Here is a 25,269-nt window from a genome sequence, read left to right as displayed (position 1 = left end):
TGCCAGTATGCGTTCTGCGAACTCCCGAAAGCCGCCAATCAACTTTCAATTCCAGCGATGCAATGGGGTGTTGTTTTAAATGGTGTGCGGTTAAATCATAACCGGATGTTTCTGCTTCTGAAATGTCTGCGATAGATTGCAGGAGACACAGTGAATGTTTTAACAAACTGAAGCCTGAATGAAACCGTTGAACCAAAGCCTGCCATACTGGCGATATTCTCGACGGAACAATCGCCAGTTTCCAACAGGCGCTGCGCAACGGAAAGCCGCTGATTGAGCAACCACTGGACCAGGGTTGTCCCTGTTTTCTGGCGGAAATGGCGCGTGAAACTGCGGCGGCTCATATTGGCCCGGTTGGCGAGAACGTCGACGGTGATGGTTTCATTCAGATGAGCCAGTGCCCAGTCCATTGCCTTGGAGAGACTGTTGGTGCGGCTTATATCCGGTATCGGCATCTCAATATACTGGGACTGCCCGCCATGACGATAAGGCGCGACGACCAGTCTTCGGGCGACACGATTGGCAATTTCCGCACCCTGATCCTTCCGCAATATATAGAGACAACAATCAATGGCCGCCGCCGTGCCAGCCGAGGTAATGATGTCTCCTTCGTCGGAGTAAAGCGCATCTCTGTCGAGGTGGACGTCTGGATAGGCCTTTTGGAAGTCATCAGCCCAGGCCCAATGTGTAGAAACAGTTCTTTTTTCGAGAAGACCTGCATAAGCCAGAACGAATGTCCCCAAGCAAAGCCCCACAATTCTGGCACCGCGTGCTTTCGCCTTTACCAGAGCGTCAATCAGTGTTTTCTGGGGAATGTCATCGGGAGCGCCCCAGGAAGGTATGATCACAGTGTCAGCCTGCTCCACGACCGATAAATCGTGTCTTACGTCGATATCAAATCCGGAAAGCGTTCTTATCGGACCGATGCGTTCTGCGCATACATGCAAATTGTATCGCGGAATGCCGAGCTTCAGCAGGTCGTCGCCAAACACGATACCCGGTACTGAAAGATGAAAGGGGCTTATTCCGTCGTAGGCCAAGACAGCTACAGTGTGCATTAAAGGGTTCCATCTTCCGTTTGGCCCAATGTTAGCAGAAATTGTCCGATGAGCCACTTTCATGTCGATCGAAACCAGGCGAAGCAATTGCATCTTTTGAACAAGAGGACGTTATGATGCAACATCCCACGATAAGAGCAATCGCCGGTGCTCCCGAAACCTCCAGGCTGGACCCTTCTGTAACGGCACTCCTTGTGATTGATTTTCAGGAGGAGTATTTCAGCGGGCGACTACCCATCCCCAATGGTGCAGCAGCACTAGAGAATGCGAAGCTTTTGATTGAAAAAGCCGACAAGGCTGGAATGTCCGTTTTCCACGTCCAGCACATTACACCTTCCGGGTCTCCCATTTTTGCCGAAGGCGGGGAAACGGTCGCTTTTCATCGCGATATCACTCCAGAGAAGCACCATGCAGTCATCAGGAAATCTGAGGTCAGTGTATTCCAAGGCACCGATATCGACGTCCAGCTCAAGGCCGCCGGTGCAACGACCCTGATCATTACCGGGTTGATGACACATGCTTGTGTAGCGGGTGCCGCAAGGGATGCAGCTCCTCTGGGTTACCAGGTGATTGTCTCAGCCGACGCCAGCGCCACGCGAGACCTGTCTAATCATCAGGGTGTCATTATTCCCCACGAACAATTGCACCAGTCTGCACTCGTGTCATTGGAAGATACCTTTGCTGAAGTGCACAGCACGGCAGAAATATTGAGCTACTTCACGGCCTGATATGGAAATGATCGCGTGTCTCTGCAAATGATCGAAGCGGCCGATTGGAAGGGGTGGGTGGTGTCCATTTTACCCTTCGGTCACAAAACATTCCAAAGCCTGCCCAATTGAAGCGGCTGGGTTTTCTGTCTGTCTCCTGAAGTCGACACGTCAGAGAAGAAGAAGGACAGAAAGGGATATTGTCCTCTCCGACCGGAATGCGCCTTCATGTTTGAAACTGGTGTGCCACTCACACACTTCTCAAAGCAGTCGTTCCACTGATCAAGCTTTAAATGTCCGTGATGGACAGAAACGCGAGTGGCTGGTTTCGAGCCGACAGATGTTGAAAATGGTCTTCCTGTGTCTGAAAAGTCTGTCGTTCGAACCTGAGTTTTACACTATTGCAATCGAAATTCCTCCGAAAAAATCAACAGTGGAAATTATATCGCCAAACTTGGGAGATTCCCAATTCTCAGCGAGGGACTTCTATGTCGCCAATTGAAACTTGCCGCCCTCTACAGCCTCAATCACCATGCCGAGCGTTTCATGGCGGTCTTTTCCATCGGTAGACAGAACATGCCTTTCAAGCTGAGCCATCGATGAGAACTGTTGATGGAGTGCCGTGATCGGCGCCGGGTCGTTCAACGTGGCACCTCCACGCTCCTGGCAGCGGAGGATGGCAACATCCAACGGCGGGCGCAAGACAACGTAATGGAGAGGCGTGGCAAGTCTCCTGAACGGCTGCAGAAACCAAGGGCCGATTATGCCATCGACGATGACAAAATAGCCGCCCTTGGCATAGGCTTCGGCAACACCTGCGAGTACGTCCATGACCACGGCGTTCTGTTCATTTGCCTCGGGCAAATACGGCGGGATGGCGCCGTTTTTGATGAAGTGCCAGAAGTCGTCCGAGTGTAGATGAACCTTGGGCGAGCCGGATTCTTTGGCAAGGGCTAGTCCCGTGGTGGTCTTCCCTGAACCGGGTGGTCCCGTGAGGATAAGTATTTCGCCTGCGTGTTTCATAATGTTGCTTCGATTGTATTCTTTTACAAGAGTCTGGAGACATGTGACGCGTTTTTGCTGTTGTACCATGTCCGGTTTCTGACACTTTGATCAACCCATTGAATGACAGCAATGAGAGTCGAAGATTGTCAGTCAGTAAAGCGCTCTTATTCCAGACATTGGCTTAGCGCTCACATGCTTTAAAGCGGTAGCTCTACTTTCATGCTTCAACGACCGTTAGTGAGTGGGGGGTGTCAGTCGGCTTGCAGGAAGAGAGGATAGAAGCGGACAGTGGGACCGCAACAATCTGTCGTGTAAGTCGGACTTTCACGCCCAACCTGGCAATCATAGACTGGTCTGTTGCTGTCTTTCGCTTGTCGCAAAAATGTTTCAATCACTTTTTGAGTAATTCTTCTACAACGTGGGAACCGAGTGTCTCTCTTAGCGCTGCAACTCCGTTTTTGGGCAATCTAGATAGGTCACTGATGATGCCCGCTTTCCACGCATCACCGCGTGCCCATGCTTCCTCCCAAGCATCGCAAAGCTCATTGCCGTGGCGCGTTTTCACGAGAGCTTGCGAAGAGCAAAGCAGCCTGCGTCAGATCTTTGTCGGCCTTCAAGCGCCCCAACATGTCATTGCGTCTTCGAGAGGACACAATCAGCTTGTGGATGGCATACCTCTCGGGAGCAGGAACGAGAACGTTTATGCCTTCGCGGAAAAGAAACACCGTGCGGATAGGCTCATAGATCAGGTAGTCGAGGAACCGCAAATTCTCTGCCGACGCGCCGCTGAGGACGGGCATGGGCGACGGTTTGCCTGTGTATTCTTTTGATCCCCGATTCCCGGTCAGGAACTCCATCCGATAGCCTTTGGCGTTCACGAAGGCGACGACCTTGGCCTTATCGGTCTGGTGCGGAACCGCTCGGAATTCAGGATCGACTACCCGGAGGATTTCGAGGATTGGCGGGAGACTATCTTGGACGCCAGCCGATATTGCGAAGTTCTGGGCGAAGTTGGCGTCGCCTGTCTGCATCGCCGCGGAGGGAAGCCAGACACCGAGCAATCCAGCATAGGTGCTGAATGCCACCGACCCAATCGAGATGGCGCGCAGCCGGAACAACCGAACGTCGGCTAAGGCTTTCGTGACGTTACCAGCGAAGGGATCAAGACTGGGAAGGCCGGCGCGTCGCAGCGTGCTAACCATGCGTCTACGCTCGCGGATGTTGTCCTTGATCTTTGTGATCGCTTCGTCGCTGGCGGGACCGACGTAGTTTCGTTTGTCTTTGCCCTCGGGAGTGGAGAGATCGAAATACCAATATTCGCGATTTTTGACGGTCACCCTCACAAACCATCTTTCTAAAGGGAAGTCTGTTACGAATTGTGCATCTATTGTCCGCTGCGCCAACTCCGCAAACATCGTTCTATAGCTAATGTCGATCTCTTTCATCCTGGGCCTTTCGAATGAGTTGATCGATCAGAGGCGAGCTGAACTATGTAGTTATAAGTTACTGCCAAAACCTTATAACGAATTGACCGCAAATAAAGGCCCAGGAAATGGGGCCCAAGATGTCGTGTTCGCCTGTACCACGTGGCAGGCAAAACATGCTGGAGGGGCGGGGCGACCATTATCCTCCAGTCGCAAATCATAAGCCCGCCTGAAAAACCAGGCGAGATTTTCGCATTCGGGAGCTAGCGGCGTTATGTCTTGGCCGCAGCTATTCCAATTCACGGCAAAAAGCCGAATGGCCGACTCGGACCTTATCTTGGTCGTCAGAATTGAAAGAGCATGGGTTCTTGACTGGCAATCAGTACGTAGTCAATGGCAGGGGGCAGCGGTTCATTTCCCTTCAAGGATTAGCGGTCTATGCTCTAACGACAGTTCACTTCTTGATTGGCAATCTGGAAGTGGAGTTGCATAAATCCGTTGAAGAGGCCGCCCGGTTGATGCGTCTTGGTCAGGGCGCAGCAATGTGGCCAGCGGCCTTAGGTTTCTTGAAGCCAGATCATGGTTCGTTTGGTCGGCTTCGAATACGTATATCCCATTGACATATCCCATTTGATTCACTATCTACATCATATCACTATGGATAAAACTAGGAGTGACGCAGATGGAGCAGGGAGCAGTATTCCAGAGCAACCGGAGCCAAGCTATCCGCTTGCCAAAAGCAGTAGCATTGCCTGCTGATGTGAAACGCGTTGATATTGTTGCTGTGGGGCGCACTCGAATCATAGCACCCGCTGGTGAGGTCTGGGATAGCTGGTTTGATAGCTTAGAGGCGACTTCCGACTTCATGAATGAGCGTGATCAGCCTGCTCCACAGGAACGCGAGGCGTTCTAATGCTGAAGTACATGCTGGATACAAATATATGCATTTTCACGATCAAGAACCGGCCGCAGCAAGTGCGCGAGGCGTTCAACCGCTTCCACGATCAATTGTGCATCAGCTCAGTCAGTTTAATGGAGCTGATTTACGGGGCGGAGAAGTCTGCCCATCCTGAAAAGAACCTTGCAGTCGTGGAAGGGTTCGCAGCTCGCCTTGAGGTGTTATCGTATGATGAACCGGCAGCAAACCATACGGGCCAATTACGTGCTGAATTGGCCCGCAGTGGAACTCCAATCGGTCCATACGATCAATTGATTGCTGGCCATGCTCGCTCGCGTGGCCTGATAATCGTTACAAACAATCGCACGGAATTTGATCGTGTTCCTGGCTTGCGAGTAGAAGACTGGACTGATTAATCCCTAACGTATGTTCACGGTATTCATTGATAATCCAGGATGATGTATTTCTGTTCACGTTACTGAAGGGTCGTGGGTTCAATTCCCTTCAAGGCGTGTAATTGTGTTCGGCACAGTGATAAAGGCGATCCTTGACAGGAATCCGCAGTCCTTGAGAATGAAGCACTTCCGACAATTTTTAAGCTTTCCTGATGCTTCGCGCTTTCGATTAGTAGGCTACCCAGTATTCCCAGTTCAGAAGATTTTAGTTTAACGAGAACACAACAACAGCTTTCCGTCAGACTTTAGGTATGCAAAATCGGCATATCGATCAGCGTACTTTCGATTTCTGCTTTCGAGGTGAGGCTCATATAATGATGTATCATTCATCAATATGTCAAAAAAGCCAAGAGGACACGAATATATGGCGTATGTAACTGCAGAAATTCGAGCTTCGAAAGTATATCATGGATATGGTGAGGATCGGAAAGCTGTAATCGATAATCTTGACGCGGGCGGATTTGTAACAAAACTTATAAAGGTTTCCAGAATTTTGTCGGTTACCGAAGATTATATTTTTATTGAGTGTCCTCACAACACCGTTCAGACGTGGGAGTATAAGGGAGCGCTTGAGGATTTCAGGTTGAAACTGCGTCAGGCGGGGGTCGCGGCGGAATGAGTGCTTCTCCTGCACGTGGGGTTGAAAAATGAAAATAGTGTCCGTCAACGTTTACTATGTGCGCGGACAGGGCCTGAAGCCCGTTCTGGTGAAAATTCAGACGGATGAAGGCATATCCGGATTAGGCGAGGCCGCCATTTCCTATGGAAGCGGCGGCACAGCTGTAGCGGGTATGATTAAAGATCTGAGCGAACGGTTTTTGTTGGGGGCTAATCCGCTGTCCATCAATCGAATCGTTTCGGACATGTACGATCAGGCGTTCTGGTTAAAGAACCCCGGCGGAATTGCTTGTGCCGGGATGAGCGCCATAGAGCAGGCGCTGTGGGATATTCGCGCCAGAGCGTTGGATGTGCCTGTATATGAACTCTTTGGCGGAAAAATTCGCGATGAACTGAACTACTATGCGAATGGCTGGTATTTCGGAGCGACATCCAACTCAGACCTGATTAGAAAAGCTGCCGACGCTGTTGACGACGGACATTATGCCCTGAAGATGTATCCGTTGGCGCAGATACAGCCAAATGGAACATTGCGGCATCCAAATGGTCGATACTCTGACAATCGTGACGCGGTCACCGCTGGAATCGAACGCGTGCGCGACGTACGAAAGGCGATCGGTTCCGATGTCAGGCTTATGCTTGATTTCGGTGGCGGCATTTCTATCGCAGACACCATGCGGTTCTGTGAGCGTATCAAAGAATATGAAATCGAGTTTGTGGAGGAAATCACCGATCCGGGCGACCTCGGTGCGTTGTCTCAAGTCGCTTCGTCGATTGATATTCCGATTGCGACTGGAGAGCGGCACTATCTCAGACAAGGTTTTCGCGATCTTCTTGAGAGACGTGCAATCAGTATATTGCAACCCGATATTGGCAATGCGGGTGGTTTCGCGGAAGTCCATAAAATATCAGCGATGGCTGACGCCTACGGTTTGAAGGTGCAGCCGCATGTGTGCGGAAGTTCTATCGCAGCCAACATCGCGACCCACATGAGCGCCTGTTTACCCAATTTTTATATTCAAGAACATTTCCCATATTGGGCTGACATACCCGGATATATTGAAGTGGCTACCGTCCCCTTTGAGGAAACGGTCAGGAACGGACGCCTTCCGATCTCAGAACACATTGGGTTTGGAGTCGAGTTGCATGAGGCTGTCATGAAGGAACATCTTTGGGCTATTATCCGATAAATGCCGTTACCTCATACTGACGGGTGAACTGCAATCTAACATCGCTATTGTCTGCTATTTTGTTTGCCCTTGGCACTGTTGTAGGCGAGTGTGTGCCACAACTGAAGTGCTGGGATGAGATTTGATGAAAAAGCCAGGGAAACAAAACTGGGAAGTAGGGATGAACCTCATCTACTTTTCAGCCTTCCGGGCGGTGATGCTAACTGGAACGGTAAGCGCCGCTGCTGAACTTATAGGGCGCAGTCAACCCGCCGTCAGTCGGCTTCTGAATAAGCTTGAAACCGAGTTGGGTGTCACCCTGTTTGAACGCAGAAAAGGTTTGATCACGCCGACGTCGGTTGCCCACCTTCTTCTGGATGAAATCGATAGAGCGTATACATCTCTCGATTCTTTGCGAAATTTTGCGGCAACTGTTGCCGAAGGTGAAACCAGCCGTATAACTGCGGCTGTTATGCCCGCCCTTGGGATAAGTTTCATGCCCCAGGCGCTAAAGAAGTTTAAAGATAGCTGGCCTCAAACACGTGTGCAGTTGAATATACGGCTTTCTGCCAAGATCGAAGAATGGGCGGCGTCCCAACAGCTGGATTTTGGTCTTGCTGAACTCCCATTCCGCAGATCTGGCTTTCAAACAGAAGTTTTCAGCGATGCCTCTTATATTGCTGCGGTTCCACGTGACCACCATCTCGCGAGCCGCGACAAAATTGAACCACCGGATCTTCGAAACGTACCATTTGTATCATTTGCGTCATTCACCGCAGCTGGCCCGATTATTGCGCAGGCATTCCGCGCGGCGGGTGAAAAACTGGACCCAGCTTATGAAACAACGATTTCCGCTGCGGCATATGAATTCGCCAAAATTGGCCTGGGGGTCGCGCTTATAGACCCTTATACGGCCATTCACCAACTTGATGATCGGGTAATGCTGGTGCCATTCCTGCCTAAAATACCGTTCAACGTGGCGCTTCTTCGCCCTTACTCCCGTCCGCAAAGTCGCGTGTCGGAAGCGCTTCTGGACCTTCTTTTCAGCGAGCGAGACGCAGTGTTGGCGAAGTTGCCGCACTTTTGACGGATAGGAATCAGACTTCCGGGGGCTCATCCATTATGCATTTACTGCATATAGGAGGCCAATTTTTTTATTTTGAGCATTCCGAATTAGCTGCTGTACTCGCCCGACGCCTAGGAAGGGAGCAGTTAAATGAGGATGGAGGCCGCGCGGGACGAAAGTTATGATGTGATCGTCATTGGCGGCGGTATCAACGGTACCAGCGCTGTCCGCGAACTCTCCGCCGCTGGGTACAAGGTCTTGCTTGTTGAAAAGGGTGATTTCGCAAACGGCGCGTCGAGCAGATCGTCCAGGATACTCCACTGCGGTCTAAGATATTTTGAGACGAGACATCCCATCCGCACGTTCGCATCGTCGCCTTTGAAGTTGAAGAACGCGATTTCCATGGCGCGTGCCGCTATGAATGCGCGGGAAGAACTGGTGCGTCTCCAACCAATGCGATGCAAGCCTTTCAAAATGTGCTTTCCTTTATACGAAGCGGATGATCTGCGTGGATGGCACCTGGATATTGGGCTTTCGCTCTTGAAGCGTCTTGGATCGGGGCGACTGCCGCTGGAGTACCAACGGCACAAGCGCAACTTTGATAGCTCAGTGCCTTTGGCAAAGGACCTTCGAGATAGGAAACAACTGAAGTCGATAGCGACTTACCGCGAATACATCATGGACTGGCCCGATAGGCTTTGCGTCGATGCGGCCATCGAAGCAGAGAAGCTAGGCGCTGATGTCCGTTTGTTCACCAGTGCGAGCATCAGAGAAAAAAACTCTGATGGGCTGTGGCGGGTCGATCTTAGCACCGCAGATCGTGAAATGAGCAGCGTGTTCGCACCTATCATTCTCAATCTTGCCGGAACTTGGATCGATGACGTTCTACAGGGAGTGTCCGGGGAGGGGAATGATCGTCTGATTCACGGGACGAAAGGCGCGCATATAGTCGTTCGTCTTCCGGATTATTATCGTGGTCATGGGGTCGCGGCGCTTAACCGATTGGGAATGCCGATTTATTGTCTGCCGTTCAATGAGGACCTGTATCATATTGGCCCGACTGAAACCTATTTCGAAGGCGACGCCAGTAACGTTAAGGCCGATGACGTCGATATTGAGTTTCTACTCGATGAAATCAATTTTCTTCTCCCAGCCCTCAAACTGACGAAACACAACGTCGAATTTACCTGGGCCGGTGTGCGGCCGTTGACCTTCAATCCCAAAAATCCTGACGGCGACAGAGTTCGGCAAATTCATGATTTGAAGGGCAAAGGCCATTCGGGAATTTTCGCGATGACCGCCGGACCAGTTATGAGCCATATGAGTGCAGGAAGGGAGCTGCTGGCGACAGTAGATGCAAACATTCCGATGCGGCTTGATCGGCAAAGAAGGCCAGTGCAGCAGACGAATACACCGTTGGGGACCGATGAAGGCGCGTTGTCGTTTCGGCATTATGTCTCGTACGAACACGCCCAGGATCTGAAAGGTATCTTCTATACCCGTAGCGGCATAGGTTGGGGGCGGCACATAGACCGAGCCACTGCAACTGATGCGGCCAGTGAAATCGCGGATTTGCTAGGATGGGAGCCAGAGCAGATCGAGCGCGAAGTAGATAAGTTTCTTCAATACCAACGGGAAATTCACCGTTCGGGAGAGCCTGCAAAATCCTAACGAAACAAAAAAGAGGAGTGAACAGAAATGGGTATGCGCAGACATCAAAATCTTGCTTTGGTGGCAGTTTCCACACTTACTATGGCGATTTCGCTTTTTGCGAGCCAGGCTCGTGCTGATGGCGAGCGATTGAAGGAAATCCTGGAGCGCGGCACTCTCCGTGTTGGTTTGCAAGGGGCTTTCAAGCCCTGGTCTTTCCCAGGCGCGGACGGCAATCTTCAAGGTATCGAAGTTGATCTCGCCAAGAGCGTCTCGGATGCGCTGGGTGTCAAACTAGAGCCCGTCATTATTACATCTGCGAACCGCATGCAGTTCCTCCAGCAGAACCGGATCGATCTGATTGTCGGCGGTATGTATGATACTGCGGAACGTCGTAAGGTGATCGGCATTATTGAACCCGCTTACTGGGCCTCGGGGCCGACCTTGCTTGCCAAGAAGGGTGTCATCAAAAGCTGGGACGACATTGCCGGAAAGCCGGTGTGCGGAAAGCAGGGAAACTACTATAATCAACAAGTCGAACGGCAACTGAAAGCAAAGCTGATTGCATTTACCGGAAATTCCGAAGGTAAGGAAGCTCTGCGTGCTGGACGTTGCATTGCTTGGGTCTACGATGACGTCAGCATCATGGCTGATCTCGAGACACCGGAATGGCAAGATTACGAGATGCCTGTTCAGGCCCTCTATAATAATCCGTGGGCTGCTGCTGTCCCGCTTGAAGAACGCGATAAGGGTTGGGGCGCATTCATGGCGGGTATGGCATATCGCTGGCAAGCTGATGGTACGCTGATTGAACTCGCCAAGAAATGGAGTGTAGCACCGTCTGATTGGTTCACCGAGCAGAATAAGAAGCTCCATTGGGATACCGCTTACCTCGAGCCGAAAGAGTAAGGCCGGTGCTTTCTGATCAGCAGTAGCTCGGAGTGATGATGATCGAACATATATCAAGTTTCTTCCGCAATCTGAACGAGACTGCGGGCTTGAACTTTATCGTCTTCTATGACGACTACGAGTTCAGCCGCTTTCTTGAAGGGGCGTTGATTTCACTGCGGCTTATGGCGTTTTCCATCTTGCTGTCGCTGGTGATCGGCGTGTTGGGAGCTTGGGCACAAACGTCAAAAAGCGCGATAATTCGCGTGGCGGTTGATGCTTATATCCAGGCGTTTCGAAATACACCTCCGATGATCCAGCTTTTGTTTTTCTACTTCGGTCTGGGTGCGTTCACGCCAGCCGTTGACATGGGGGGATATTACGAGCCCATTATCTCTTCTTTTGGGTGGGCTGTAATCTCGCTTGGTATCTTTGGTGGGGCGTTCAACGTCGAGATATTCCGGGCTGGCCTGGAAGCCGTTCCTGAAACGACAAAAGAAGCGGCTGAAAGCCTCAGCTTTTCGAACTGGCAAATCTATATGTATGTGACACTTCCACTGGCGTTTCGCATTAGCCTGCCAGCTTTGACGAATAACCTAGTGAGTTTGGCCAAAACAACCTCGCTTGCTTATGTTATCGCCGTTCCAGAAATGACCTATGTCCTCAATCAGGTTTGGTCGGACAACATCAACGTGCCTGAGATGATCCTCGTGCTTTTTGTGTTCTATGTCGCGGTTGTGAGTATCCTCGCCTGGGGCCTCCACGCTCTCGAACGCCGTTTGGCACTACCGGGGTATGGACATGAATAAGCGCGCTTTCACAATTGTTCCTTCGCATTACGGCGTAACGGCATTCTCTAGCGCTCTGTCGTTGCGATACGGAATTGTTCTCGTTGCAATGTTTTTCGGATCATTGTGTGTCGCTTATGCGCAAACAATGAATGCCGGAACGCCGACTGCAGTCGAGACACTTTTCGGGTGGGTTCCATTCATCTTGCGTGGCTTTTTGCTGAACCTCTATATGAGTTTTTTAGCGATGGCCTTGGCGACGGTTCTCGGAATTCTGCTCGGTCTCATGCAGATCAGCTTGTTCTGGCCGGTAAGAGCCATTGCGCGCCTGGTGACGCATCTCCTGAGAAACTCGCCTTGGCTCGTTATTCTCTTCATCGCCATGTATATGATGCCAGAGGATTTTGGTCTTCCGGGCGGGATTGTGATACCGTTTCCTGGCTGGATGAAAGCAACCGTCGCTTTTGCGCTGCCCGTCATGGGCAACATAAGCGAGATCGTCCGTGGGGCGGTTCGATCCATTCCGTCGGGGCAGTGGGAATCGGCCGAAAGTCTTGGCTTTACCCGTGTTCAGACACTTTGGAACATCATATTGCCACAGAGCTTCCGGCGTTCAATACCTCCATGGATGAACTGGTACGCGCTACTTACGCTCTCCACTCCGATGGCCTCTATTTTCAGTGTCAGAGAGTCTGTTGCCAACGCACAGGCGGCAATGGAAGCGTCGGGTGGACGACCAGAGTTTCTCTTTCCGTTCTATCTGTTTCTTCTCTGTCTGTTCTTTGCATACATCTATCCAATCGCGCTTCTGACAAGAAAACTGGAGAAAAGATATGCTGCCTAAAGAAAATACCGAAGCGCGCCCTCTGGTTTCTCTAAAAGATGTGCACAAGGCGTATGGTGATCTGGAAGTTATCAAAGGGATCAGTCTCGATGTTCGCAAGGGCGAGGTGATCTGCATCATCGGCCCATCGGGTTCGGGTAAATCGACTCTCATTCGATGTATCAACGGTCTGAGCCCAGTGCAGAAAGGCTCCATAATCGTCGACGGGCAAGAGGTGAATGATCCCAAGCTCGACAAGCTCGCATTGCGGCGAAAGGTCGGAATAGTCTTTCAGCAGTACAATCTGTTTCCACATAAAACGGTATTGCAGAACGTGATGATGGCACCGATCAAGGTCCTGCGTGAGCCTAAACGGGAAGTCGAGGAACGCGCGCGCGCCTTGATTGCAAAAGTCAAACTTACTGGCAAGGAAGACCAATATCCCGGTCAGTTGTCAGGTGGCCAGCAGCAGCGCGTCGCCATCGCACGAAGTCTGGCCATGCGTCCTGACGTTATGCTTTTCGATGAAGTTACCGCTGCGCTCGATCCTGAGACCGTCAAGGAAGTATTGGCGACGATAAAGGAACTCGCGTCAGACGGGATGACCTGCATCCTGGTTACGCATGAAATGGGCTTTGCACGCGAAGTAGCCGATCACATCTATTTCACGGATCGAGGTGTGATTGTCGAGCACGCTCCACCGAAAGAGTTCTTTACCTCAGCCAAGGATCCTCGGACCCAGCAGTTCTTAAGTCAGATATTCTAGCCGGATAACGACACGAAAATCATCAGTAGCATCACGAGCATGCCAGGCCAAGTGCCAGGTGTGAACGGGTTTCTGTAAGCTAAAGGAAAAAGCGATGTACCAGCAAGCCTCCAACGGTGTCAAAAATGACCCACTGCTGCAGCCGCTGAAAATCAAGCATCTTGAACTTCGCAATCGCATCATGAGCACCAGCCACGCATGCGGGCTGGAGGTCCATGGGCTGCCGCTTGAAGCCTATCAACGGTATCACGAAGAAAAGGCCAGGGGCGGACTAGCCCTGTCGATGTTCGGTGGGTCCTCCAACATCGATATTGATTCCCCGAATGTCTTTCGGCAACTGAATGTCGGGACAGATGACATTATCCCGCATTTTCAGCAGTTTGCCGAGCGTATGCATCGCCACGGCGCTGCACTCATGTGTCAGATAACCCATCTCGGTCGACGCGGCGAAAGTTATGGTGGCGATAGGCTGGCGATGATTGCACCGTCCCCTCTCCGGGAGACGCTTCATCGCAGCATCCCCAGAGAGATGGACGACCATGATATTAATCGCGTTGTGAAGGCATTTGCCGCTGCGGCGGTACGATGCAAGGAGGGAGGGCTGGATGGCATCGAGACGCATGCCGGCGGTCACATGATCGGGCAGTTCCTGTCACCGATTTCCAATCGCAGAACTGATCGCTTTGGCGGTTCGCTCGAAAACCGAATGCGGTTTCCGCTGATGGTGCATGAGGCAATCAGAAAGGCCGTCGGTAATGATTTTGTCGTTGGTATCCGCATGGCAGTGGATGAGGGGCCCGATGGCGGCATGGGTTTTGAGGAATCTCTGAAAGTTGCGCAAGCACTTCGCGATATTGGCGGCATTGATTTTTTCAATGCGATTTATGGCATGATGGACACGACCCGTGGTCTGGCTGAGGACGCTATGCCAGGAATGGGATCGCCACTTGCGCCCTGGGTCGAGCCGGTCGGACGCTTCCGGCAGGAGCTCGATATTCCGGTATTTCATGCCGCACGTATTTCCGACGCTGCTTCCGCCCGATACGCTATCCGTGAAGGCAAAATGGATATGGCGGGCATGACCAGAGCGCAGATCGCTGATCCATACCTTGCAAGTAAAATAGCATCGGGACGGGAAAACGAAATCCGGCCATGCGTAGGTGCTACACATTGCCAGTCGCCGCATCGTCCTGCGTGCCTCCATAATCCGGCAACGGGCAGAGAAACGGTCCTGCCTCAGGTCTTTACAAAAACCGACAGCGGCAAACGTAGGGTCATCGTGGTCGGCGGAGGGCCCGCAGGCCTTGAGGCAGCCAGAATATGTGCGGAACGGGGTCATGAGGTTTCGTTGTTTGAAGCGGCCCCCGATTTCGGCGGTCAGCTTCTTCTTGGCGCGAAGGGATCGTGGCGCGGTGACCTCATCGGTATCGTCGAGTGGCGGGTGGCTGAACTCAATCGTCTTGGTGTGTCGCTACAAACGAATGCCTATCTTGATGAAAATGAAATCCTGGCACTGAATCCAGATGTCGTCTTGCTAGCAACGGGCGGCATGCCGCAAATTGATCTTCTGCATGGCGGTGATCTATGCGTTTCTACCTGGGATATCCTGGCTGGTCAGGCCAGACTATCAGGTGAAGTTCTTGTCGTTGATGGTACCGGACGACATCCAGCCCCTTTGGCGGTCGAGAAGGCCGTTGGTGCAGGAGCCAGGGTACAATTCATAACGATAGATGCCCAAATCTGTGAAGAACTGACTTATGCCGAACGGGTACGCTGGAAAAAACTATTTTTGAAATTCGGCCTGTATCCCAAAACTGAAACACGTTTGACGGCAGTCGACCGCCAGGACAACCGCCTGATCGCAACTCTTGTGAACGACATTACCCGGGAAACAGAAACAGTTGTGGTCGATCATGTTGTTGTGGAGCAGGGGAGTATTCCGTCCAACGAAGTTTTTGAAGCACTTCGATCCAGTTCTTCAAACGACGGTGTGACCGACCTGCAGGCCATGGTTGATGCCAGACCGCAGCCCAACCACGAAAGACCTGGATTTGAACTTCACAGAATAGGAGATGCTCTGGCCAGCCGAAACATTCACTCCGCGATGTTGGATGCAATTAGAATATGCAGCTCGCTTTGAAAACTTTGGGAGCACACTCAGCGTCCGAATTTATCCAGCAGCTGATACCATGCGGCTACTGTACGGACAGCTGGCGCTCTCATAGAGAAAAATGGGATGTCTTCCGGTTTCTGGCGCCGCATCAGCGCCAGATCGGGCTTTTGGCCTTGCAAAAGATCAATCACGTAGCGTCCGAGAAGACTCGACATCGCGATTCCTGTTCCATTGTAGCCAAGCGAGAACCCGATATCCTTGTCGATCAACCCGATCTGCGGAAGACTGTTCATCGTCATGGCAACAAGCCCCGACCATTGATTGGCGATCCTGCAGTCTTTCAGCTGCGGGAAGATTTCAAACATTGCTCTCTCAAGGGTCGCGTAGGCGGCTGCCGAGTCATTTCTGCCAAATGCGCCCCTGCCGCCGAAAAGCAAGCAGTCCCCGCTTCGTCGAAACCAACGCATCATTCTCCGCGTCTCGCTGTAGCTCCGATTGTTGCAAAGAATTTCATCAAAAACAGAATTGGGCAACGCTTCCGTCGAGATGATCGCACTCCGGAACGGTATGATCGTCTTACGCACATTGCTGGTAGCGGTCGTGATGTCGGAATAGGCATTCGTTGCGATCAGAATCTGTTTGCAACTGATCGATCCGGTTTTGGTACAAACGAGTTTTGTCGAACCGTGATTCACAATGCGAAGAGCGGGACTATTCTCATAAATGAGGCCTCCGGCCAGAAGCACGGCATTGGCCAAACCCCGACAGTAACAAAGAGGATGAATGGTGCCAGCGTGAGAGTTCAAAACTCCTCCGTAAAAGCGCGTACTTCCGGTCTCTGTCGCAACTTCACTAGCTCCAAGCACTGCGATGCTCGTATCGCCGAACATGTCCCTGATCGTCTTCGCTTCTTCCACGAGCGCCGCGAATGCGGTCTCGTTATGCGCACAGCGAATGTTCCCGGTTTTCGTCAGTTTCGCTTCCCGGATCTGAAATCGCTCGACATAGCTTTCAACGCAATCCATGGCTTTGTGACCGAGCGCGTTCATGCGTTGAGCGACTTGCCTGCCGTGAGTTTGCGTCATGACGCTTAGTGATACACGATACTTCGTTGATACCACGCCGCCATTTCTTCCTGATGCGCCGAAGCCGACTTCTTCTGCTTCGAGAACAACAGGTTTCAAACCAAGTTCAATTGCTCTTACGGCGGCCGACAAGCCTGTATACCCACCTCCGATGATGACCAAATCAGCGGCAATGTCGTCCTGCAATGTCTTGCAGTTCAGAGGTGGTGTTGCAGTCTCACGCCACAAAGATCGGGGTAGGCCGAGTTCTCGCATTTGGAAAATACCTGGGCTTATTTACAAGTTATTTTCTCTCGCTTTCGACAGCATCGGCGAGTTCTCGCAGGGTCGAGAAATGGAAGTCCGGCGTCGTCACTACTTCCGGAACAGGCGTTCCACCGAAACCCTTGAGACCCTTTCGGCGCTCGATCCAGCAGACATTGTATCCAAGCTCTTTAGCGACGCCTATATCGTGGTACTGGCTCTGGGCAACATGCAGGATTTCATCCTGCTTGAAACCAAATGCCGATTGGCGCCCAAGATTGTAGGAAAAGAAGCGTGGATCCGGTTTTGGATACCTTGCATCGTCAGCAGTGACGCTGTCGTGAAACGGGTTGCCGAGCTTGTTCGAATTGGCGCTGAAACCGACACGATCATAATTGGTCATCGCAACAAGTCTAAAATGCCTACGCAATCGTCTGAGCGCTTCAGCGGAATCCTCGAATGCGGGAAATTCAAAGAAGTGGCTATGAAATTTGTCACCCGCGGCGCTGTCGTCCGACAGCCCAAGTTCTTTCGCAGCGTAGAGATAAACTTCGCGCATGACCTCGCTTGCGCGGCCCGGAAATTTCTCCCTTGCTTTCAGATAGGGCTGGAAAATCTGATCATCACTCAGCGTCTTCGCGGCCGCTCCGCCTGCGGCGCGAAAACCATCCAGAATACCCTTCTCGAAGTCGATGCAGGTTCCGACGATATCAAAAGTCAGAACTTTAAAATTTTCGAAGGCCATGAAAATTGTTTCTCCTATTCCGGGCACAAGCCAGTTGTCTGGCTACATTGGGATACTTGAGACAAATCCATCAATTCCAAAAATAATCACCTCTGGGGTTACATTTTGTAATGTCACATATTCGACGGCTCCTTCCCTCGCTCAACGCACTCGTCGCCTTCGAAGCGGCAGTCCGATGCGGAACATTTGCAAACGCGGCACGGGAACTTGGGGTTACAAGTCCCGCAGTCAGCCGCACCATCGGGCGTCTGGAGCTTCATCTCGGAATGCAGCTTTTCAAACGAACGCCGATGGGAGCAGAACTGACGGAACAAGGAGGTGATCTTTTTGCGGAAGTCTCGAAGAGCTTTTCAAACATTGAACGTGTTTTGGCTGGACTAAGACAAAATGCGCAAACGAAGCGACGCACGCTGCGAATATCAGTCTCAGGGGCTTTCGCTACGCATTGGTTTATGCCGCGGATGAACCAATTCCAAGCGCTGTTTCCTGATGTAGACATTCAGTGGCAACTGATCATCGGGCCGCTCGATTGTCCGGTTAACGACGCGGATATCGCGATGCGGTTCGATCCGAAAGTGGATGACCGGTATCGAATTTTTCCACTTATGCCAGAGATTCTGCTGCCTGTGCGATCTCCGGCCTTCGATTTCAATTCGAAACAGTCCCAGTCGGGTTTGAATCAGGTGATTACTCTTAGCGGGTCACAGTTCAGATGGGCAGATTTGTATTCCGTTGATGTACTGACAAAGATAGCCCGGGAACTTCAATTCTCGGATTACAATGTCGTTGTACAGGCCGCGCTGATGGGACAAGGCAACGCTATCGGCTGGTTAAGTGTGGTGTCAACCTTGCTTGCCAACGGCTCGCTCGTTCCATCGCATCCTGTTGTGGTTTCGACTGGCCGAAGCTGTAATCTAGTGACTTCGATCAAAACGGATGAATGGTTCATTCGCGACATTTGCGACTGGATCATCGATGAATATCGACGGGATGTGAGAGAGATTAACAAAGCATACGAAGGACTGATCAACGAATTCTGAGATTCGCTGCCCGTAGCGGCAATCCAAACTTCGCTGTCGCTTTGATCAAAAAGTAAATGGTCGCGGGTTTCTATCCGATGCGCGTATGATGTGCTCTTGACTGGCAATCAGGTGGTTGTGCCGACAGCTCATTATGCCCACTTCAGCACATTTTTTGGCCGTACCGGACTTTCTGCTTCCGGCCCATTCAAGACCGTGTCACCCGTTCGAGATCATCAAAACGGCCGATCATGCGGATGGCGTTATACTCTATTTAATTGTGAAAGGGCTCATAAAGAGCAGCGCCAGCTTTGAGGGCCGCTAGCTTGAGCCGCTTGTCTCGAGTCCAAAGGGATGTGCGCTGATCAAGTAGGACAGAAGCGAGCAAGTGAGCATCCGTGTAGCCAATACCCATGCTAAAAACGCTATGCCTCTCAATGAGAGTCATAACCTCGTCGTGGGTTGCTACGATAGTCTCACGCTGTGCGCGGAGAAAAGTTAACACAGCGGTCCTGTCGCGTAGGCTGCCCAAAGCAAGTTCGCCAATAACTGCCGGATGGCAAAGCAGAAGATCGTTACCAATAATTTTTACAAGATCGTTATCACCTCGGCGGAAATGATCAATCCAAATGGAAGTATCTGCTAGTATCACTTATTCACTGAGCTCCGACGGCGGGGGGCGGCTTCAGCGTCCGGCATGGTACCTCCAAGAGCGATAAGCCGTTTACCAGTCTCGACGCGCACGAGTGCTTCTAACGCTTGGCGGACCAAAGCGGCTGTCTCCTTTGTGCCCGTCAGGGATCTGGCTTTTTCCAAGAGATTATCATCAAGATTAATGGTTGAACGCATAAAACTACCTCCTGCAGTTGAGTTAATTTATCACCAAATGGTGCTAATTTCAACACTTAGGTTGTCACTCTGATTTACATGCGTGGCTATCGTAAGTTGTTATGAGGAGGCTCGGCATTCTCACACTTCTGACTGGCAATCTAATGGAAGAATTGGCAATCAGACGTGAACGCCTCAGACGCTTTCAACCCGCAAAACCGCTAGGATATTCTATCCAAGAACGGAGTTGATGGCCGCTGCGACTGCTGAATTGCTTATGGGCTTGCGCACGATGGTTACGTCGCGAAGCTTTTCGGGGATGAGCACCCTGTCGCTATAGCCTGTCGTAAAAAGAAAAGGGATTTTCAGCTTTAGAAGCAATTCGGCGATATTTTCCGAAGTACGGTCTCCCAGATTAAAATCGAGAATTGCAAGATTGGGTTTGGAACGTTCAATCATCTCGAATGCCTCAGGCGCACTCGAGGCAAGATGAATATGCTCGGCGCCCAATTTTCGTAAGGTGTTTTCCATATCAAGGGCAATCAGGCTCTGATCTTCGACAACCAGAATCTTCATTCCATTGATGTGGGTTTTCTCGACAATGTCTTTTGGAATATCTGCCGTGATCAACTCGTCGTTTAATTGCGTCACATATACAGATGGAACAGAAAACTGCGCCTGAAGCCCATCCCGGTGGTATTCGATTTTGACTTTTCCCCGGAGGTCGTATTCGAAAGAATTTCTTATCAGCTTGCTACCGAATCCCGTTCGTGACGGCCACGTAACGGATGGCCCATTGGCTTCGTTCCAGAATACTTCGCAATCACCGGATGCTACCAGTTTCCACCTGATTTTCAGGCGTCCATTCGGAACCGAAAGCGCGCCATATTTCGCAGCATTTGTCATCATTTCGTGGAAGACCATGGCGATAACGCCAAATGCTCTTTGATCGAGATGGACCGGTGGACCTTCCAGAGTTATGCGACCGGGTGTGTCAATATAAAGATTGACTTCGGTTTTGAGCAAACTTGCTAGCGAACCGCCGTTTTCGCCGTCCAAAGACTGGTCGTGAGCTGATGCGAGTGCGCGTAATCGCCCTTCAAGCGTTTGAGCGTAGTCAGCAACATTCGCAGCGTTGGCTCCCGTTTGAAGCGCAATCGACTTGACCAGAGAAAGAATGTTCTTAACGCGATGATTGAGTTCGGCGTTCAAAACCCGACGTCGCTGTTCAGTTTTCGCTCTTTCCTGTTCAGACAGTTCATTTTGCCGAAGGATGACGTCGCGTAAGTAAGTGCCAATCGACTGCGCTACTGAGAGATCTGTAGTGGTCCAGGGCGTTGAACGCCCACGAACTTCTTCCCGCCAGGTATAGAAGCTGCCTCTGGGCGTTAATCGGGTACCGAAAGGTGTTTCGACAGTAGTCTTCACCGGCTCTCCCGCCCATTCGATGGCGTGGGCCTCCTCATTGCGGAACAGTACAAGATAATCACTGAACGCCATGGAAAGTGGAATTGCGAGCATGCCTGCAACGCTTCCGGCGTAGTCGGCCAAGTGGGTTCTGATTTCCTGGCTTGCCCAAAGCTCGCGTGGAGATTCATCGCCTGCAACTTTGAGTAGTTGGCGCGTTTGATGTTCGTTGAGCGTATCGCCACGTTGAAGCCACTGCCCGTTCATCAACAATGCAGCCCCGTTGCCTGCAACCAATTCGGGAAACCGGCTGAGTTGTTCCCCCAGACTGTCGCGAATTTCATCACCGATACTCAGTTGCGATACAATAGTGTCGAGCTTGGTTCGTGCGTCTGCTGTGATCTGCAGTGTTTTTCGTCTGTCACAATCGGCTATATGTAGCGAAAAATACTGCCCGAACAGTTCAGCTCCTATGCGCAGAGGAAGAGGGGTGACTTTCTGACTGTCGTGATGACAGGAAATCAGGCCCCATAGTTCACCATCAACAACAATCGAAATCGACAATGACGCGGAGACACCCATATTCTGCAGGTATTGGCAGTGGATCGGGGAAACACTGCGCAACTGCGCAAAGGACATGTCGACAGCAGGTTCGTCTGCTGCAAGTGAGGGACAAAGTGCAACGGGCTGATAGGATGTGTCGGAAATCATCCTGATTGTATTGACAAGATAGAGACGTCGAGCCTGGAGGGGTATATCCGATGCAGGAAAATGCTGTCCCATGAAGCTGCCAAGCGCGGGTGATTTTGCCTCCGCAATGACGCGACCTGCTCCGTTATGGAGAAATTGATAGATCATCACACGGTCGTAACCCAGCATGGCCTTGACAAGGCGCGCGCCCGTTGCAGCGACCCTCTCTACTGTTTCCTCGCGACCAATGCGATGGATGACGCTACGCGTGAGATCAAGTGCCTGCCGGGCACTTTGCCCTCGATCCGCGCAGGGCTCTATTTCGACAAAAGTCTTTCCCAGATGCGTGTGGATCACAGCGTCAAAAAGCGTGGATTTGCCTGGAAAGCGAAGCCCAAGTACCACTGAGGATAAGCCCGGCTCTCTCGCTTTGGCCGCGGCGTTACGGAAATCATGCGCATTTTTCTCGCCAACAATCAAAGAAATGTCGGTGCCAGGGATCAAATCCCCTCGATAGCCCGTTATGCATGGAATATTAGCAGAAGCAAAAAGGAAATTTTGGCCAGACTGATCCATAACGAGCATTGCGCCGTGCGGTTGGATCGAACCAGGAATGTGGATTGGTTCGAGATCACAATTGGTGAGATTAACAGGTTCAGACATATCCATTGCGGCAGAACTTTCCGGACTTAACCGTTCGTGAGCGCACCTTTTGCAGGATTGCTAAACTATCTGAGAGCTGAAAACGGCTAGACGTTGTGACCGCTGACAAACGAAAATATCCGTTGAGATTGTATTATCAACGATGGAGCATGAAAACAAACCCGTCTTTTCAATGGGTTAGGTTAATTGCGTCTAAAAGTAACATAGACCGAAAGGATCGTCCGTCCACTATTGGACACAACGGCCGCGAAAAGAGGAACTCGACTGTATGAATTTAACATCGACCCACGAGATGTCGGGCAATTTGCTTCTGATGATGCTCAATGAGGAAGACCGACAAAAGCTGCTGCCCCATACGGTCTTCTACGAACTTGAGGCGGAGGCTGTTTTGCAGAAGGCCGGAGACGATGTTGTTCACACTTGGTTTCCGTGCGGATCCGCGTTGGCGAGTTTTCAGCGCTGGGTCGACGAAGACAACAGCGCTGTCGAGATTGCGTTGATCGGGAGGGAAGGGGCTGTAGGAGGTATTGTGTCGAACGGCAGTTTACCCGCCTATGCCACTGCCATCGTTCGTAACTCGGGAAGTTTTATCAGGATCAAAACGGCTGCACTCGAACAGTTGAAGCTGGATTCCATCTCGCTTCGGCACTGGTTTGCGCGCTATTCCGATTGCCTGATGGCACAGGTATTTCAAACAGCTGCGTGTAACGCGACCCATACGATAACACAGCGAACCGCCAAATGGCTGCTGTCAGCGGCAGAACGAACTGGCACAGATCAGTTTGAAATGACGCACGATCAGTTGTCGGAAATGCTTGGAGTTGGCAGGACATTTGTAACGCGCATTGTCGGTCAATTGCGCAATGAGGGCATCATTGTCACCAGGCGCGGGTTATTTATCATTAAGGACAAGAGCGCTTTGAAGCGCAAATCGTGCAAGTGCACACAGGAAATCGAAGAGCATTACGATGCAGTAATGCATGGAATTTATTCATAAAGATAATATTTAGTCTTGGCCCGTGTAACGAATTATGGAAAATTTTGCTAATGAATCAACGCACCGTCCTGCAACGTCGTTGGGATTTGAAGGCGGCTACCGCTCCCTACCACGAACGGATTGACAGGCTTGATTCGTTTTATGGCATGTTCATTTCGTTGGACGCCTACAGGAAATATCTGGAAGCCACCTGGCGTAGCAGAGTGGCGTTGGAAACATTGCTGGATGTCAGTGACCTGAGACGAGTATTCTCAGATTGGGACAATCATAAAATTCAATCTGAACTTCAAATGGATTATGCGGATCTGTCGGACGGGGAAGAACCGAAGAAGTCGGAATTGCAGTTCGACGCAGGGGCGCCTGTTGATCTGCCTTCAGCGATTGGTACGCTATACGTGCTTGAAGGTTCCGCTTTGGGGGCAACAGTGCTCATCCACAAGGCGCGATTGCTTGGTCTCGGCGCCGGGTACGGTGCGCGACACCTGGCAAAGCAGGTCGGAAACCTGGCCGGTTGGAAGAAGACTGTTGCTTTGCTTCAAACCATGTCGCTCGACAAAAAAGATGAAGAACGGTGCTTCGAAGCCGCGATTGACAGCTTTCGCACGTTTGAGATCAATTATGAGAAAGCGTTTGGTGAGCCATAAGATCGCGAGCAAAATAGGAGCTTGCTGAGCTGCTATGAATTCACTTAGCTGATGCGTGATTTATTGCTAAAAGGTCAGAGTTCGAGAGTGCTGCTTGCGATGACGCCCTACATTTGAAATCTGGTGTGATCCAGATTAAATCTGTTTGCGTATAATGCTGATGAACACAAAAGTTTCGTTCCTCTCGCAACAGTGGCACATGGAAGCTCAGCATAATTTACAGGTTCTGGCTTCGCTACATCTGAGCGGATGGGGTTTAATACGGATGAATGGACAGACCGCACCTGAAGATCAGCCCTCAATGGAGGAATTGATGCTGGCGGTCAGTTCCCGACGCGACGTGGACGCTTTCGAGGTGATTTTCAAGCATTTCGCACCCCGGGTGAAGACTTATATGGCCAAACTGTCTGCTGATACGCAAACAGCGGAAGAATTAATGCAAGAGACCATGATTGCAGTCTGGAACAAGGCAGATCAGTTCGATGTTGCCAAAGGAGCCTTGTCGACCTGGATTTTCACCATCGCACGAAACCAGCGCATCGATGCAGTGCGACGCGCCCGGCGCCCGGAGTTCGACCCAACCGATCCGGCCTTTGTGCCCGATGCGGAACAGTCCGCTGACTTGAGGATTGCCGAACGGCAATCCGCCAGCCAGTTGCGCGCGGCAATGGCTGACTTGCCGAAGGAGCAATCCACCTTGCTTGAACTCGCTTATTTCGAGGAAAGCACGCATAGCGCCATCGCAAAGAAGCTGAACCTCCCGCTTGGCACGGTTAAATCCCGCCTGCGGCTGGCATTCAACAAATTGCGCGCTGCGCTCGATAATTCGGGAGCGCACTGATGGATATCAAGCATCATCTGAGCGACGAACTCCTTTCAAGCTATGCTGCAGGCACGTTGGCCGAGGGTTGGAGCATCGCGGTCGCCACTCATCTTGCGCTCTGCCCGGCCTGCCGTTCAAGGCTCAAGCAGTTTGAACAGATTGGCGGGCAGCTTCTTGACGCGGTTGAGCCACAGAAACTCGAAGCATCCACATGGGATAGTTTCAAGGACAGGTTGCAGAAGACACAGCAATCAATGGAACATTCGGCACCGCGCTTCGAGATAAAGCAGCCTGCCGTGATACCGGAACCGCTGCGATCCTATGTCGGTGGCGATTTGCCGGACCTGAAATGGAAATCGCTTGGCCGGGGTGCCTATCAGGTGCCAATCGAGACAGGCGACAGCGAAACGCAGGTTCGCCTTTTGCGAATTCCAGCGGGGAAGCCGGTGCCAGAACATGGGCATGGCGGTCGCGAACTGACATTGGTGTTGAGCGGTAGTTTCCATGATGGAACCGGGCTTTTTGCGCGCGGTGATATTGAGGAAGCGGATGCTGATCTCGTGCATCAGCCGATTGCCTCACCGGATGGCGATTGCATCTGTCTTGCGGTGACTGACGCACCGCTCAAATTCCAGAGCTGGCTTATGCGGCTCGTGCAGCCATTGATCGGCATCTAAAGAAAAGGCGGCATATTTGC

24 protein-coding genes and 1 pseudogene are annotated in these 25,269 nt (G+C 51.5%); 17 read left to right on the top strand and 8 right to left on the bottom strand.

Annotation, left to right across the window (positions count from 1 at the left end):
• Positions 1-95: 95 nt before the first annotated feature.
• Positions 96-1,145, bottom strand: coding sequence for a GlxA family transcriptional regulator (locus tag LJ361_RS10460; RefSeq protein ID WP_235907984.1), 1,050 nt, complete (start codon positions 1,143-1,145; stop codon positions 96-98).
• Positions 1,146-1,171: 26 nt separating this feature from the next.
• Here LJ361_RS10460 and LJ361_RS10455 point away from each other — a divergent pair, with 26 nt between their 5' ends.
• Positions 1,172-1,786, top strand: coding sequence for a cysteine hydrolase family protein (locus tag LJ361_RS10455; RefSeq protein WP_010660386.1), 615 nt, complete (start codon positions 1,172-1,174; stop codon positions 1,784-1,786).
• A 465-nt stretch (positions 1,787-2,251) separates the two neighbouring features.
• On the opposite strand, the gene LJ361_RS10450 is transcribed toward LJ361_RS10455, so the two are convergent.
• Positions 2,252-2,788, bottom strand: a complete 537-nt coding sequence (locus LJ361_RS10450; RefSeq protein WP_010660385.1) for an ATP-binding protein — start codon at positions 2,786-2,788, stop codon at positions 2,252-2,254.
• 373 nt (positions 2,789-3,161) lie between these two features.
• Positions 3,162-4,215 (bottom strand): annotated as a pseudogene (locus LJ361_RS10445) (GSU2403 family nucleotidyltransferase fold protein).
• Positions 4,216-4,876: 661 nt separating this feature from the next.
• Here LJ361_RS10445 and vapB point away from each other — a divergent pair.
• The 11 genes from vapB (at position 4,877) to LJ361_RS10390 (ending at position 15,455) form a co-directional block, all read left to right on the top strand.
• The gene (vapB, locus tag LJ361_RS10440) at positions 4,877-5,107 is read left to right on the top strand and encodes a type II toxin-antitoxin system VapB family antitoxin (RefSeq protein ID WP_010660354.1); all 231 of its coding nucleotides are present in this window, start codon (positions 4,877-4,879) and stop codon (positions 5,105-5,107) included.
• A complete protein-coding gene (vapC, locus tag LJ361_RS10435; protein ID WP_151614776.1) occupies positions 5,107-5,508 on the top strand; it encodes a type II toxin-antitoxin system tRNA(fMet)-specific endonuclease VapC in 402 nt (133 codons plus the stop codon). The genes vapB and vapC overlap by 1 nt, the downstream gene beginning before the upstream one ends.
• Before the next feature lie 403 nt (positions 5,509-5,911).
• A complete protein-coding gene (locus LJ361_RS10430; protein ID WP_029928523.1) occupies positions 5,912-6,166 on the top strand; it encodes a hypothetical protein in 255 nt (84 codons plus the stop codon).
• A gap of 28 nt (positions 6,167-6,194) precedes the next feature.
• Positions 6,195-7,355 carry a mandelate racemase/muconate lactonizing enzyme family protein gene (locus tag LJ361_RS10425; protein WP_029928521.1) on the top strand — a complete coding sequence of 387 codons (1,161 nt, stop codon included), beginning with the start codon at positions 6,195-6,197 and terminating at the stop codon, positions 7,353-7,355.
• A gap of 124 nt (positions 7,356-7,479) precedes the next feature.
• Positions 7,480-8,421 (top strand): LysR substrate-binding domain-containing protein, encoded by a 942-nt coding sequence (locus tag LJ361_RS10420; protein WP_226622753.1) that lies wholly within the window; start codon positions 7,480-7,482, stop codon positions 8,419-8,421.
• Between the two features lie 129 nt (positions 8,422-8,550).
• A complete protein-coding gene (locus tag LJ361_RS10415; protein ID WP_209418708.1) occupies positions 8,551-10,071 on the top strand; it encodes an FAD-dependent oxidoreductase in 1,521 nt (506 codons plus the stop codon).
• 27 nt (positions 10,072-10,098) lie between these two features.
• Positions 10,099-10,959 (top strand): transporter substrate-binding domain-containing protein, encoded by an 861-nt coding sequence (locus LJ361_RS10410; RefSeq protein WP_308669823.1) that lies wholly within the window; start codon positions 10,099-10,101, stop codon positions 10,957-10,959.
• 38 nt (positions 10,960-10,997) lie between these two features.
• Complete coding sequence (locus LJ361_RS10405; RefSeq protein ID WP_029928513.1) at positions 10,998-11,747, top strand: amino acid ABC transporter permease; 750 nt, start codon at positions 10,998-11,000, stop codon at positions 11,745-11,747.
• Positions 11,748-11,943: 196 nt separating this feature from the next.
• Entirely contained in the window at positions 11,944-12,570 is a 627-nt protein-coding gene (locus tag LJ361_RS10400) for an amino acid ABC transporter permease (RefSeq protein WP_235822969.1), read from the top strand.
• Entirely contained in the window at positions 12,560-13,315 is a 756-nt protein-coding gene (locus tag LJ361_RS10395) for an amino acid ABC transporter ATP-binding protein (protein ID WP_151614778.1), read from the top strand. Before LJ361_RS10400 ends, LJ361_RS10395 begins: the two co-directional genes overlap by 11 nt.
• 94 nt (positions 13,316-13,409) lie before the next feature.
• On the top strand, positions 13,410-15,455 hold the full coding sequence (locus LJ361_RS10390) for an NADH:flavin oxidoreductase (protein ID WP_151614779.1): 2,046 nt from the start codon (positions 13,410-13,412) through the stop codon (positions 15,453-15,455).
• Positions 15,456-15,472: 17 nt separating this feature from the next.
• Here LJ361_RS10390 and LJ361_RS10385 read toward each other — a convergent pair whose 3' ends face one another.
• Together LJ361_RS10385 and LJ361_RS10380 are read right to left on the bottom strand one after the other, a co-directional pair.
• A complete protein-coding gene (locus LJ361_RS10385) occupies positions 15,473-16,768 on the bottom strand; it encodes an NAD(P)/FAD-dependent oxidoreductase (protein WP_209418706.1) in 1,296 nt (431 codons plus the stop codon).
• A 28-nt stretch (positions 16,769-16,796) separates the two neighbouring features.
• Positions 16,797-17,501 (bottom strand): HAD-IA family hydrolase, encoded by a 705-nt coding sequence (locus LJ361_RS10380; protein WP_151607228.1) that lies wholly within the window; start codon positions 17,499-17,501, stop codon positions 16,797-16,799.
• 110 nt (positions 17,502-17,611) lie between these two features.
• On the opposite strand from LJ361_RS10380, the gene LJ361_RS10375 reads away from it, so the two are divergent.
• Positions 17,612-18,541, top strand: coding sequence for a LysR family transcriptional regulator (locus LJ361_RS10375; protein ID WP_151614781.1), 930 nt, complete (start codon positions 17,612-17,614; stop codon positions 18,539-18,541).
• A 253-nt stretch (positions 18,542-18,794) separates the two neighbouring features.
• Here the strand turns inward: LJ361_RS10375 and LJ361_RS10370 are convergent, their stop codons facing one another.
• The 3 genes from LJ361_RS10370 to LJ361_RS10360 form a co-directional block, all read right to left on the bottom strand.
• The gene (locus LJ361_RS10370) at positions 18,795-19,172 is read right to left on the bottom strand and encodes a type II toxin-antitoxin system VapC family toxin (protein WP_151576612.1); all 378 of its coding nucleotides are present in this window, start codon (positions 19,170-19,172) and stop codon (positions 18,795-18,797) included.
• Positions 19,169-19,369, bottom strand: coding sequence for a type II toxin-antitoxin system VapB family antitoxin (locus LJ361_RS10365; RefSeq protein WP_010660355.1), 201 nt, complete (start codon positions 19,367-19,369; stop codon positions 19,169-19,171). Before LJ361_RS10365 ends, LJ361_RS10370 begins: the two co-directional genes overlap by 4 nt.
• Positions 19,370-19,579: 210 nt before the next feature.
• On the bottom strand, positions 19,580-22,114 hold the full coding sequence (locus LJ361_RS10360; protein ID WP_010660341.1) for an HWE histidine kinase domain-containing protein: 2,535 nt from the start codon (positions 22,112-22,114) through the stop codon (positions 19,580-19,582).
• Positions 22,115-22,376: 262 nt separating this feature from the next.
• Between LJ361_RS10360 and LJ361_RS10355 the strand changes: the two genes are divergently transcribed.
• From LJ361_RS10355 to LJ361_RS10340, 4 genes are all read left to right on the top strand, one after another.
• Positions 22,377-23,105 carry a Crp/Fnr family transcriptional regulator gene (locus LJ361_RS10355; protein WP_010660340.1) on the top strand — a complete coding sequence of 243 codons (729 nt, stop codon included), beginning with the start codon at positions 22,377-22,379 and terminating at the stop codon, positions 23,103-23,105.
• A gap of 50 nt (positions 23,106-23,155) precedes the next feature.
• Complete coding sequence (locus LJ361_RS10350; RefSeq protein ID WP_010660339.1) at positions 23,156-23,749, top strand: biliverdin-producing heme oxygenase; 594 nt, start codon at positions 23,156-23,158, stop codon at positions 23,747-23,749.
• A 301-nt stretch (positions 23,750-24,050) separates the two neighbouring features.
• Positions 24,051-24,590 carry a sigma-70 family RNA polymerase sigma factor gene (locus tag LJ361_RS10345; protein WP_151614787.1) on the top strand — a complete coding sequence of 180 codons (540 nt, stop codon included), beginning with the start codon at positions 24,051-24,053 and terminating at the stop codon, positions 24,588-24,590.
• Entirely contained in the window at positions 24,590-25,249 is a 660-nt protein-coding gene (locus tag LJ361_RS10340) for a ChrR family anti-sigma-E factor (protein WP_151607225.1), read from the top strand. The genes LJ361_RS10345 and LJ361_RS10340 overlap by 1 nt, the downstream gene beginning before the upstream one ends.
• Positions 25,250-25,269: the final 20 nt, after the last annotated feature.

It is taken from the genome of Brucella sp. JSBI001, from assembly GCF_026014005.1.
Classification (GTDB): domain Bacteria; phylum Pseudomonadota; class Alphaproteobacteria; order Rhizobiales; family Rhizobiaceae; genus Brucella; species Brucella anthropi.
This window is presented reverse-complemented; position numbering and strand designations above follow the sequence as displayed.